Consider the following 12,573-nt stretch of genomic DNA (forward strand, 5'->3'; position numbering starts at 1 on the left):
CGATTCCCTTCAGGAAAGAGGTGATTACCAATCGATACGTACGCGGTCGCGGAAAAAACCGCCAGTGACGGAAGGCTGTGTGGGCAACATGGCTGCCCACACAATACCGGCGGCGCCTTCGGCAACGGGCCGGCCGCCGTGGCCGCCCATGTCGGTGGCGACCCAACCGGGACACACGGCATTCACCAGGATGCCGCTGCCGGCGAGTTCCTCCGCAAGCATGCGCGTGTGGCTGTTGAGTGCCGCCTTGGAGACGCGGTAAGCGGGGCAGCAGGTCCCTTCGCTTTCCTTCGCGCCGCACCCGCTGGAAACATTGACGATGCGGCCGTAACCGTGGCGCTGCATCAGCGGCAGCATGGCCTCGGTAAGTTGCCAGGCGCCGAGCAGATTGGTCTCGAGTGCTTGCCGCACCACATCCAGGTTGGCGGAAGATGCCTGACTGTCGATGTCGAAGTACGCGCCGGCGTTGTTCACCAGAATATCCAGGCGCCCGTACTCGGCTTCGATGCGGGTGGCGAGTTCACGCACGTCGCGCGCTGACGTCACATCCAGCGGCACGGCGATCACCTTGCCGCCCTCGCGACGCAGCTGCCGTGCCGCCTTTTCTCCAGCGAGCACGTTGCGTGCGCCGAGCAGCACCGTGACGCCGCTGGTGGCAAGTTGCCGTGACACCTCAAGACCGAGGCCTCGATTGGCACCGCTCACCAGCGCGACACGTTGTGAGGGCTCCGGCTCAGCCGCCGTCGTGCGACGGCGGGGGGACTTTACCGGTAGCGCCACCGCGTTCATGGCGTCGTGGCCAGTTGATCGCAACGCTCGTTCGCGCATGCCTGCCAACCACCGCCCAGCGCCTTGTACACGGACACGGCGCGCAGGTTGATTGCAGCCTGCGCATCAGCCAGTGCATCTTCGGCTTCCAGCTGGGTGCGTTCGGCATCCAGCAGTTGCAGGAAGTCGGCGGCACCTTCGTTGTAGCGGATGCGTGCCAGATCCGCCGCGCGGCGGCTGTTGGTCACCTGGTCCTGAAGTTTCAGCACGCGATCGCGTTGCAGGTTGTAGCCGACGATGGCGTTGTCGACGTCTTCCACCGCCTGCAGCACCGTGCGCTGATAGTTCGCCAGCGCTGCATCAGCACGGGCTTCACTGGCTTTCACGTTGGAACGCACGCGCTGCACATTGAGGCCGGACCAGGTGATGCTCGGAGCAATGGACCAAGCCCGCGTCTGCGCACCGCCAAAGTCGTTGCTGCGACCCGCGAGGAAACCGATGAAGCCACCCAGCGAAATGTGCGGGTAGTAGTCGGCCTTGGCCACACCGATGCGTGCGTTGGTCGCGGCGTATTCGCGCTCGGCCACGCGAACGTCGGGACGGCGTTGCAGTACGTCGCCTGCATTGCCGATGTCCAACGCCACGTCGATGGGCTTGAAGCCCTGCGGGGACAGGTCGACATCCAGCTCGCCAGGGCGTTCGCCCAACAGCACGGCGAGGCGCGATGTATCGTTCTGCGCCAGCGTCTGCAGCGTGGGCAGCTGGGCTTCAACGAACTTCAGGCGAGCGGTGGCGCTGGCCACGTCCTGTTCCGAGACCGTACCGATGTCGTTACGGGCATGGATAAGGCGCAGCGTTTCGCGTTGGTTTTCGATATCGCGATTGGCCACGTCGATGCGCAGCTGCACGCCACGCAAGTCGAAGTAGTAACGAGCGACTTCGGCAAACAAGGTCACCTGCGCATCCTGCAGAGACGCCTCAGTGGCGCCGGCATCGGCGCGGGCAGCTTCCACCGAACGGCGGATACCGCCGAACAAGTCGATTTCCCAGCTCGCGTCGAAGCCCGCCTGATAAGTGGTGGAGGTCACACGGTGGTCGGTGACACCGGGCACCTGACCCCGGGCGCGCGAATAGTCTGCGATCCCTTCCACGTCCGGAATCTGCTGTGACTTGGCGACGCCAAGCAACGCACGCGATTCACGCAGGCGCGCATAGGCAATCTTCAGGTCCGGGCTGTTCGCGGCCGCGCGCTGGATAAGTGCATCCAGCGTCGGATCGTTGAACTGCTTCCACCATTGCGCCTGGAAGGTCTGCATGGACTCTTGCGCACTGACACCCTGGAGTGCCACGGGCTTTTCCTGCGGGGCGTGGTAGTTCGGGCCGACGCTGACGCAGCCACTAAGCATGATGGCGGCGGCAATGGCGGAGACCTTTTTGGCCGCCGAGCGGCGGGAGACGGAGCGGCAGGCCGAGCCGTTGCTGGCGGCGAGATCCATAAAGCCGACGCCAGTGGAAAGTTCGTCGCCAGAGTGGCCCCTCACCCCGGCCCTCTCCCCGGTGGGGAGAGGGTGAAGTGCGTTACTGAGGTTCTTGAAGAACGACATATCAATGCTCCTCGATGAGGTTGCTGGCCTGCGCGAGGCGCGCGGCCTTGCGGGCGCGGCGGCGTTCGCTCATGCGCTCGCCCCAGCCGCGCACCAACACATAGAACAGCGGCGTAAAGATCAGACCGAAGAAGGTGACGCCCAGCATGCCGGCGAACACCGCCACACCCATCGCGTGACGCATCTCTGCACCCGCGCCGTGTGAGGTCACCAGCGGCACCACGCCCATGATGAAAGCGAACGACGTCATCAGGATCGGGCGCAGTCGCAGGCGGGCCGCTTCGAGCACGGCCTGCGTGCGGTCCATGCCTTCGATGATCTGGGCTTCGCGGGCAAACTCCACGATCAGGATCGCGTTCTTGCACGCCAGGCCCACCAGCACGATCAAACCGATCTGAGTGAAGATGTTGTTGTCACCACCGGAGAGCCACACGCCAGAGATGGCGGACAGCAGCACCATCGGCACGATCAGGATCACCGCCAGCGGCAGCAGCAGGCTTTCGTACAGCGAAGCCAGCACCAGGAACACCAGCAGCACGCACAAGGGGAACACAAGCACGGCGGTGTTGCCGGCGAGGATCTGCTGATAGGTCAGCTCGGTCCATTCGAACGACATGCCGTTCGGCAGGTTGTCCTTGGCAAGCTTCTCAATTGCCGCCTGCGCCTGGCCACTGCTGAAGCCCGGTGCCGGACCGCCGTTGATTTCCGCGGTCGGATAACCGTTGTAGTGCTGCACGCGATCCGGACCCACACCCTGGCGCACGGTAAGGAAGGAGCCCAGTGGCACCATCTCGCCGTTTGCACTGCGCGTTTTCAGCTGCAGGATGTCTTTCGCCTCGTGACGGAAGCCCGGCTCGGCGGACACGTTCACCTGGTAGGTGCGGCCAAAGCGGTTGAAGTCGTTGACGTAGAGCGAGCCGAGGTAGGCGGTCATGGTCTGGTACACATCGGCCAGATCCACGCCTTCCGCCTTCGCCTTCTCGCGATCCACGTCCGCGTCCACCTGCGGCACACTCACCTGATAGCTGGAGAACAGGCCAGCCAGTGCCGGCACCTTGGTGCTGGCGCCAATCAGGTTCTGCGTCTGCTTGTACATCTCCTCGAAACCAGCGTCGGAACGATCCTCGATCTGCAAGCGGAAACCGCCGATGGTGCCCAGGCCCATCACGGGCGGCGGCGGGAACACGGCGATGTACGCATCCTGGATACCGGCAAACTTTTGGTTGAGCGCACCAGTGATGGCGCCGGCCGACAGCGAGGCGTCGCGACGTTCCTCGAACGGCTTGAGCGTCACAAACACGATGCCGGAGTTGGTGCTGTTGGTGAAACCGTTGATCGAAAGACCCGGGAACGCAACGGCGCTTTCTACCCCCGGCTGCTTGAGTGCGATATCGCTCATGCGGCGGATCACATCTTCCGTGCGGTCAAGCGATGCTGCATCCGGCAGCTGCGCAAACGACACCAGGTACTGTTTGTCCTGCGCCGGCACGAAACCGGAGGGTACGTGCACGAAGCCGAACACACCCATCAGCACCAGGCCGCCATAGATGATCAACGCGATACTGCTCGAACGCAGGATGCGCTTTACGCCGCCCACGTAACGATTTGCACTGCTGACAAACAGACGGTTGAACGGGCGGAACAGCCAGCCGAACGCACGATCGATGACGATGCTCAGCTTGTCCTTCGGCGCACCGTGTTCCTGCAGCAGCAGGGCGGCGAGCGCGGGGCTCAAGGTAAGCGAGTTGAACGCGGAGATCACCGTCGAGATGGCGATGGTTAGCGCGAACTGGCGATAGAACTGACCGGTCAGGCCGCTGATGAACGCTGCCGGCACGAACACCGCACACAGCACTAGCGCCGTGGCTACGATGGGGCCAGTTACTTCGTTCATGGCCTTGCGCGTCGCTTCCTTCGGCGACAGGCCGTGCTCGATATGTCGTTCGACGTTTTCCACCACCACGATGGCGTCATCCACCACGATGCCGATGGCGAGCACCAGACCAAACAGCGACAGCGCGTTGAGCGAGAAGCCGGCGAGCAACATCACGGCGAACGTACCGATCAACGACACCGGCACGGCCACCAGCGGGATGATCGAGGCACGCCACGTCTGCAGGAACAGGATCACCACCAGCACCACCAGCAGGATCGCTTCGAACAGCGTATGCACCACAGCCTCGATCGAGCCACGCACGAAGATGGTCGGGTCGTAGACGATCTGGTAATCCACGCCCTGAGGGAAATCCTTCTTCAGGTCCGCCATCAGCGCGCGTACTTCATCCGAAATCTGGATGGCGTTGGAACCAGGGCGCTGGAAGATCGGCAATGCCACCGCCGGCTGATTGTTGAGCAGGCTGCGCAGCGCGTAGTTGTTGGAGCCCAGCTCCACGCGAGCCACGTCACGCAGGTGCGTAACCGCACCAGCCGCGTCCTTGCGCACGATGATGTTGAGGAAGTCTTCCTCGTTGATCAGGCGACCCTGCGTGTTGATGTTGAGCTGGAACGCGGAGTTGTTCGGGCCCGGCGGTGCATTAAGCGCACCGGCGGCCACCGCCACGTTCTGCTCCTGGATCGCATGCACCACATCACCCGTGGTGAGCTGGCGCACGGCAAGGCGCTCCGGGTCGAGCCATACGCGCATGCTGTATTCGCCGGCACCAAAGATCTGAACGTCGCCAACGCCATTGAGGCGGGCGAGCTGATCCTTGATGTGCAGGCGCGCGTAGTTGGACAGGTACAGCATGTCGTAGCGCTGATCCGGCGAGATCAGATGCACCACCATGGTGAGGTCGGGCGAGCTCTTCTGCGTGGTCACGCCGAGTCGCTGCACTTCCTCCGGCAGGCGTGGCAGCGCCTGCGACACGCGGTTCTGCACCTGCACCTGCGCGTTGTCCAGGTCGGTGCCCAGCGCGAAGGTGACGGTGAGCGTCATCGCGCCGTCACTGGTGGACTGCGAGCTGGTGTAGAGCATGCCTTCCACGCCGTTGATCTGTTCTTCCAGCGGCGTAGCGACGGTTTCGGCGATCACCTTGGGGTTGGCGCCGGGGTAGGAAGCGCGCACCACCACGGTGGGCGGCACCACTTCGGGGTATTCGCTGATCGGCAATTTGAACAGCGCAATACTGCCCGCGATCAGGATCAGTACGGAGAGGACGCCGGCCAGAATTGGCCTGTCCACGAAATATTGGGCGAGTTTCATTGCATTCGTCCTGGTTGCTCTTTGGCACCATTCCCGCGCGAGGCGGGGACTTTGGGTGCTCTGTTCGCGTAGTGCGGAGACAAAGCGACCCTGGCCCTCTGCTCAAATGAGAGAGGGCGTCCATGAGTTACTTGTTACCTTCCTAGTGCGTCATCCCTGCGAAAGCAGGGATCCAGCGCCTTTCGCGTGGGGGTGGAAAAGTCACTGGATTCCTGCCTTCGCAGGAATGACGAGCTAAGGTGCTTACTGCTGCTGCGCCGCGTTCTTTCCGCTGTTGCTGCCAGCCATCGCCACCTGCTTATCCGGATCCATGCTGCGCGTCTCCATGGCCACCTTGGTCGGATTCACTTCCACACCCGGACGCACATGCTGGATACCAGCAACGATCACCGTGTCCTTGGCGTTCAGGCCATCGCTCACCACGCGCAAGCCGTCGAGCAGCTGGCCGGTGGTCACGCGGCGGTATTCCACCTTGCGATCCTTGTCGACCACGTACACGAACTTGTTGCCAAGGTCGGTACCGATAGCGCGGTCATCCACCAGTGCACGCGGCTCACGGCTGTCGCTACGAAGCTGGATGCGAACGTAGAGACCCGGCGTGTAACGGGCATCCGCGTTGTCGAACACCGCACGAAGACGGATGGTGCCGCTGCCGGCGCGCAGCTGGTTGTCGACAAAGTCGACGCGACCGGCGTGCGGAAAGCCGTTCTCGTCTGCCAGCGCCATCGAAATCTGCGGCGAGCCGCCGTGCTCGCGACGCTGACGGTCGAACTTCAGGTAGCTGTGTTCGTCCACATCGAAGTAGGCGTAGATCGGGTTCGTACTTACCACGCTGGTCAGCACGTCACTGCTGGTGACCAGGTTGCCCGGCGTCACCAGGGCGTTGCTCACGCGACCGTCGATGGGCGCGCGTATTTCAGTGAAACCCAGGTTGAGTTTGGCGGCATCGAGTGCGGCGGTAGTGGAAGCCACCTGCGCCTTGGCGCTTTGTGCGGCGGTCTGCTGGCGGTCGGCCTCTTCCTTGGCGATGGCGTGCTGCTCAAGCAGTCGCTGGGCGCGTTCGGCGTTGGCCTGTGCCAGGCCCTGTTCCGCCTTGGCCTGACCAAGGTTAGCGTTCAAGCGGTCCACTTCGGCCTGATAAGGGCGCGGGTCGATGCGGAAGAGCAGGTCGCCCTTGCGAACGATCGCCCCTTCCTTGAAGTGGATCGAGTCCACATATCCACTAACGCGGGGGCGCAGTTGAATGGTGTCGACCGCCTGCAGGCGGCCGGTGAATTCGTCGGCGTCGTCCACTGGGCGCACCAGCACCTGGGCAACGGTGACGGTGGGCGCTGGCGGCGGGCCCGCCTGGGCATGGGTGTCGCTGCTATGGCCCAGCAGGGCCCAGCTGCCGCCAACGGCGGCGAGGGCGAGAGTGGTAAGGATCCATCGTTTTTTCATGTCGGCCTCCCAGAATGATCTCGTCGGCGTCGGGGAAGGGCCGGCGAGCAGGGCCGAGAGATTAGGTGTACGATCTAGTTCAATAAATCCCCTTTGATGCAATGCAATAGTGACTGCCAGTCACGAATGAGACGGGAAACCAGCCTATGGAAGACTTTGCAGCAATCTCTGCATTCGTCCGCGTGGTGGAAGCCAAGAGCTTTGCCGCCGCCGCCGCCCAGCTGGGTATGACCCCCTCCGGCGTCAGCCGAGCCGTGTCGCGCCTGGAAGAGAGCCTAGGCGCCCGGCTGCTCTACCGCTCTACGCGTTCGCTGCGATTGACCGATGATGGGGCATCATTCCATGCACGTTGCAAGGAGATACTTGCCGATCTGGCCGATGCCACCGAGGCCCTGGGCTACGCCAGCCGCAAGCCGACCGGCAAGTTGCGCATCGGCGCGCCGGCCGCGGTAGGGCGCACCGTGATCATCCCCAGGTTGGCGGAATTCGAGCAGCGCTATCCGGATATCCGGCTGGAGCTGTCGATGTGCGACTACCCTTACGACCTCAACGAGGAAGGCATCGATTGCGCGGTACGCGTCGGGCCGCTAGAGGATTCCAGCCTGATCGCGCGCAAAATCGGCTATCTGCGCAACGTGATCATCGCCTCACCCGAATATCTGGCCAGGCACGGCGCTCCGCAAAGCATCGACGACCTGAAGAACCACCGCTGCATCAACTACATCCAGCCCAACGGTCGCCCGCGCCAGTGGCAGTTCGACACGCCGAGCGGCCAGGTTTCCGTCGACATCGATGCGCACCTGCTGATCAATGACGCGGAGTCAGTGATTCAGGCAGTGGTTTCGGGGCTGGGCATCACCCAGGCACCGCACGTCATCGCCGCCTGCATGCTGGACTTCGGCAAACTCGAGCTGGTGATGACCGACACCATTTCCGCCGGCAAGCCGGTGTGGATCGTCTACCCGCAGAAGAAGCACCTGTCCGCCCGCGTTCAGGCCTTCATTGAGTGGGTGCGTGAAGTGTTCGAGCAGACCAACGAGCCCGGCAAGCACAAGAAGCCGGTGATGGCGGCGGTGCCGGAGCGGCTCAGCGCCTGAGCACCTTCAATACTTCGTTCGGCTTCTTTATTGCCTCACCGTCATCCCCGCCTTCGCGGGGATGACGGTGAGGTAGCGAAGAGGCTTACGGGCGATCAGGCGCCTGCAGGAATCAGCAGCAGCAACGCCACGCCCAGCGCAATGCGATAAATCGCAAACGGCGTAAAGCGATGACTGCGGATGTAGCCAAGCAGCCACTTCACCGCGACAAAGGCCACGATGGCGGATACCACGAAGCCAACGCCGAGAGCCGTCCAGTCCTCATGGTGCTGGCCGCCTTCCTTCAGCACCTTCAGCAGCTCGTAACCGCTTGCGGCGTACATGGTGGGAATACCCACGAGGAAGGCGAACTCCGTGGCCGCGGCGCGGTTGCTGGTGCCGGCAAGCATGGCGGTGAAGATGGTGGCTGCCGAACGCGAGGTGCCCGGGAAAATGCCGGCCACCATCTGTGCGATGCCAACCAGAATTGCCACGCGCCAGGTTACCTGGGTGCGGTCGGGCTGGCGGGCCGCTAGTCGCTCCGCCGCGATCATCCAGAAACCGCCGATCACCAGCGCCCAGGCCACCGGCGTCACCGCCTCGGGCAGCTTGAAGCCCATCTTCACGGCAATGAAGCCGAGCACGGCGGTGATCAGGAAGGCCACGATCAGCTTGGCGAGATAGTCGCGGTTGGCCGGGTCGCGCCACTGGGTGAACAGCTGCCAGATGCGGTTCCAGTAGATAAAGGTCACCGCGAGGATGGCACCGGCCTGGATGCCGACGTTGAACAGGTCCGAGCGCTGGCCAAGGCCGAACTTCTCCGCGATCAACAGGTGACCTGTGCTGGAAATAGGGAGGAACTCGGTGATGCCCTCGATGATGCCGAGCAGGATGACGTTGATGAGATCGCTCACGGAAACTCCGACGAGTGGAGGGGCACCGGTTCCATACCGGCGTAAAGCGGCATAGCTTAAGGGACTTGGGTGGCGTTTTCGGGGCACGATAGCGAGGCGCTTCATACTTGCCTTACCGTTTACCGAGCCTCACCGTCATTCCGGCGAAAGCCGGAATCCAGTGCCTTTTGGGGTCAGAGCAAAGGCGCTGGATTCCGGCTTTCGCCGGAATGACGGTGAGGAGGTTGGGTATGCACCAATGCAGTGCATACTCCGGTTTCATTTTAGTGCAACAAGTCTGTATCAATCTGGCCGCATCACGCGTAACTCATTGATACGGCAAGAACCAACCGCTTGGCACGCGCCTTGCTCAGAAGCAGTCGTTTCCTCACTTTCTAACCCGTCGAGGTTGTCCATGTCGTCCGCCGTCCAGCAAGTGCTCGATCTGATCCAGGAACACGAAGTCGAATTCGTCGACTTCCGCTTTGCCGACATGCTCGGCAAGCACCATCACGTCACGTTCCCGGCCCATGCCATCGACGAAGGCACCTTCGAGGACGGCAAGATGTTCGACGGTTCGTCGATTGCCGGTTGGAAGGGCATCAACGAGTCGGACATGGTGCTGATGCCGGATCCGGACACCGCCTACATCGACCCGTTCAGCCAGCACACGCAGATGGTGCTGCATTGCGACGTGCTCGAGCCGTCGACCATGCAGGCCTACGGCCGCGACCCGCGCTCCATCGCCAAGCGCGGTGAGGCCTTCCTCAAGTCCACCGGCATTGCCGACACCGCCTTCTTCGGTCCGGAGCCGGAGTTCTTCATTTTCGATTCCGTGCGCTGGCAGAACGACATGGGCCGCGTGTTCTACGAAATCGGCTCCGAAGAAGCCGCGTGGAGCTCGCGCTACAAGTACGAAGACAACAACACCGGCCACCGTCCGGGCGTGAAGGGCGGCTACTTCCCGGTCAGCCCGGTCGACTCGCTGGGCGACCTGCGCGCTGACATGTGCAAGGTGCTGGAGTCGCTGGGCCAGGTGGTGGAAGTGCATCACCACGAAGTGGCCAATGCCGGCCAGTGCGAGATCGGCGTGAAGTTCAACACGCTGGTGAAGAAGGCCGACGAACTGATGACCATGAAGTACGTCATCAAGAACGTCGCCCATCAGAACGGCAAGACCGTCACCTTCATGCCCAAGCCGATCGTCGGCGACAACGGCAGCGGCATGCACGTGCACCAGTCGCTGTCGCGTGACGGCAACAACCTGTTCGCCGGTGATCTGTACGGCGGCCTGTCGCAGACCGCGCTGTGGTACATCGGCGGCATCTTCAAGCACGCTCGCGCCATCAACGCGTTCGCCAACTCCACCACCAACAGCTACAAGCGTCTGGTGCCGGGCTTCGAAGCGCCGGTGATGCTCGCCTACTCGGCCCGCAACCGCTCGGCCAGCTGTCGCATTCCGTTCGTGTCGAGCCCGAAGGGTCGCCGCATCGAAGTGCGCTTCCCCGACCCGATGAACTCCGGCTACCTGGTGTTCACCGCGCTGATGATGGCCGGCCTCGACGGCATCATCAACAAGATCGACCCGGGCGCACCGAGCGACAAGGATCTGTACGACCTGCCGCCGGAAGAAGAGAAGAACATCCCGCAGGTGTGCGCGAGCCTGGACGAAGCGCTGCATGCGCTCGACAAGGACCGCGAGTTCCTCAAGGCAGGCGGCGTGTTCACCGACGACTTCATCGATGCCTACATCGAATTGAAGATGCAGGAAGTGACCCGCTACCGCGCCAGCACGCATCCGCTGGAATTCCAGATGTATTACGCGCTCTGATCGCGAGTCTCTGACAGGGTTGAAAAGGACAACGGGCGCTACGGCGCCCGTTGTTCTTTTTGTGGCTAGAATCCCCTCGGGACAAAGGGGGGCGTGTATGGGGCGGGTGCTCAAGGGATTGGCGTATTTGGTGGTATGCGTACTTGTGGCATTGCTTGCCGCCTTTGCATGGGGGAGGCTACGGCCGCCGACGAGCGAGCAGGCCGCCGCCTTGTCGGCACTGAACGCGAACCTGAAACCCGCTAAAGGCCGTAACGCTTACCCACGGCTCTGGTTCACCGATTTCGACATACCGGCTGACCAGCTCGATACGGCGTACGCCAAAGAGCGGCAGCGCGCGCAAGCGTGGGATGCCTCCCACGGCTTAGCCAGCGCGGATATCAAGCCGATGCCAGACCCGCAAGTGAATTACCCCGCGTTGCCTCGTCCCTCCCCTAGCGACAAAGAAGCGTTGTGCAAACTGCGCGAGTCCGACTGCCTTCGCAAGGCGCGTGCGCATCCTGATGAAATGCGTGCCGTGCTCGCGCGGCACGCGCAGCGGCTGGCGGGCGAGAAGGCCTTGAGCGGCTACGACTATGTTTGGAGCGACATGCCGCCCAGTCCAATCATCCCCATGCCACCGTTTGGCATGGGGTTTGGACTTTGGTCAAGTGACGCAGCACTCACGTTTGCCGACGGTCGACAGACTGAAGCGCTGCAAAGCGTATGCACGCAGGTATCGACCATGCGTCGCTTGCACGCTCACAGCAACACACTAGTGACCACGATGTTGTTCGCAGCGTCATTGCGCGGAAGTGCGCATCTGTTTGTGCAATTGCTGAGCCAGCTGCCGGTGGATTCACCACTGCCTGCGTCCTGTTCCGAAGCTTTCGCTCCTGTGACCATTGATGACATCAACCTGTGCGCAAGCATGCAGACGGAATACGCCTTCCTACTCCATACCATTCAAATCGGCGATGGAGAGCCCTGGTACAAGAACTCGACGTTTTCACCCAAGGGCGCCAGAAGATTGTTTGCTGCCAACGATGGCGTCTTGTGTCAGTCGGCTGTATCCACGCAGCTCCTTGCCGATATGCGGATGACGCTGTCCGAAACGGTACCAAGCGTCGACGTTTTCGACATCGTTTCCAACTCGGCAGGTGCCATCCTGACGCGCATTGCCTTGCCGACTTTCGACAACTACCTGGCAAGCCAACAAGATGCCGCGGCCAGTATCCGTATGGGTGCGCTTGCGATGTGGTTGAGAGAAACACGAGGAAATGGCTTGTCGCTGCAGCAACGCCTGACACAGCGTCCCTCATGGATGCGCTTTGGAGACAAACGTAAGCTACAGCTTGCGGCGAACGGCCAAAGCCTTTCGATGGACTTCTATAACGGCCAGAAGGAATGGCCTACCGAATGGCCACTGCCTGCGGGCCTTTGAGGCAAGCATGAAGGGTCATCGGCGTCGCTGACATCAAAGCGCATATGCACACCTGACCGCTGCCGATCGAGCAACGACGCTGCGTAGTTCTACGGAGCCGATCGTTCAACACATCCATGAATAGCGCCATCGCTCGCCAGCGCCGCGCCTGCCTATCGCGGTGTGAGTATTCCTCGCCGCGCGCAAATCTCCATAGTTCTACGGACCGCTCGTAAGTATTTATGCGGTTGTCGCGGTGCAACGCCGCGTCTGATCATGCGCTCGTAGCCCGCAAGACCCTTTCCCCAAGATCAGCAAGACAGCGTGAATGACGACAAGGCTCGCAACAGACGTGGC

The 12,573-nt window shown here is 62.2% G+C and carries 8 protein-coding genes; 3 read left to right on the forward strand and 5 right to left on the reverse strand.

Annotation, left to right across the window (positions count from 1 at the left end):
- Positions 1–24 precede the first annotated feature (24 nt).
- The 4 genes from AC0GUR_RS16760 to AC0GUR_RS16775 form a co-directional block, all read right to left on the reverse strand.
- A complete protein-coding gene (locus AC0GUR_RS16760) occupies positions 25–828 on the reverse strand; it encodes an SDR family oxidoreductase (RefSeq protein WP_472878644.1) in 804 nt (267 codons plus the stop codon).
- Positions 786–2,174 (reverse strand): efflux transporter outer membrane subunit, encoded by a 1,389-nt coding sequence (locus tag AC0GUR_RS16765; RefSeq protein WP_472878708.1) that lies wholly within the window; start codon positions 2,172–2,174, stop codon positions 786–788. Before AC0GUR_RS16765 ends, AC0GUR_RS16760 begins: the two co-directional genes overlap by 43 nt.
- 199 nt (positions 2,175–2,373) lie before the next feature.
- Positions 2,374–5,574: an efflux RND transporter permease subunit gene (locus AC0GUR_RS16770; protein WP_472878645.1), complete on the reverse strand. Its 3,201-nt coding sequence runs from the start codon at positions 5,572–5,574 to the stop codon at positions 2,374–2,376.
- A gap of 243 nt (positions 5,575–5,817) precedes the next feature.
- Positions 5,818–7,014: an efflux RND transporter periplasmic adaptor subunit gene (locus tag AC0GUR_RS16775; RefSeq protein ID WP_472878646.1), complete on the reverse strand. Its 1,197-nt coding sequence runs from the start codon at positions 7,012–7,014 to the stop codon at positions 5,818–5,820.
- A gap of 146 nt (positions 7,015–7,160) precedes the next feature.
- On the opposite strand from AC0GUR_RS16775, the gene AC0GUR_RS16780 reads away from it, so the two are divergent.
- Positions 7,161–8,111, forward strand: coding sequence for a LysR family transcriptional regulator (locus tag AC0GUR_RS16780; protein ID WP_472878647.1), 951 nt, complete (start codon positions 7,161–7,163; stop codon positions 8,109–8,111).
- A gap of 95 nt (positions 8,112–8,206) precedes the next feature.
- Here AC0GUR_RS16780 and AC0GUR_RS16785 read toward each other — a convergent pair whose 3' ends face one another.
- Positions 8,207–9,004, reverse strand: a complete 798-nt coding sequence (locus tag AC0GUR_RS16785; protein WP_472878648.1) for an undecaprenyl-diphosphate phosphatase — start codon at positions 9,002–9,004, stop codon at positions 8,207–8,209.
- 394 nt (positions 9,005–9,398) lie between these two features.
- Between AC0GUR_RS16785 and glnA the strand changes: the two genes are divergently transcribed.
- Together glnA and AC0GUR_RS16795 are read left to right on the forward strand one after the other, a co-directional pair.
- Positions 9,399–10,814 carry a type I glutamate--ammonia ligase gene (gene glnA / locus AC0GUR_RS16790; protein ID WP_472878649.1) on the forward strand — a complete coding sequence of 472 codons (1,416 nt, stop codon included), beginning with the start codon at positions 9,399–9,401 and terminating at the stop codon, positions 10,812–10,814.
- 559 nt (positions 10,815–11,373) lie between these two features.
- Entirely contained in the window at positions 11,374–12,237 is an 864-nt protein-coding gene (locus tag AC0GUR_RS16795; protein ID WP_472878650.1) for a hypothetical protein, read from the forward strand.
- Positions 12,238–12,573 lie beyond the last annotated feature (336 nt).

This window comes from Dyella sp. PARNA 12/25, from assembly GCF_055702865.1.

Excerpts from the sequence above, each read along its gene's own strand:
- AC0GUR_RS16760 (WP_472878644.1), bottom strand. The coding sequence starts at position 828 with ATGCGCGAACGAGCGTTGCGATCAACTGGCCACGACGCCATGAACGCG.
- AC0GUR_RS16765 (WP_472878708.1), bottom strand. The coding sequence starts at position 2,174 with ATGCTTAGTGGCTGCGTCAGCGTCGGCCCGAACTACCACGCCCCGCAG.
- AC0GUR_RS16770 (WP_472878645.1), bottom strand. The coding sequence starts at position 5,574 with ATGAAACTCGCCCAATATTTCGTGGACAGGCCAATTCTGGCCGGCGTC.
- AC0GUR_RS16775 (WP_472878646.1), bottom strand. The coding sequence starts at position 7,014 with ATGAAAAAACGATGGATCCTTACCACTCTCGCCCTCGCCGCCGTTGGC.
- AC0GUR_RS16780 (WP_472878647.1), top strand. The coding sequence starts at position 7,161 with ATGGAAGACTTTGCAGCAATCTCTGCATTCGTCCGCGTGGTGGAAGCC.
- glnA (WP_472878649.1), top strand. The coding sequence starts at position 9,399 with ATGTCGTCCGCCGTCCAGCAAGTGCTCGATCTGATCCAGGAACACGAA.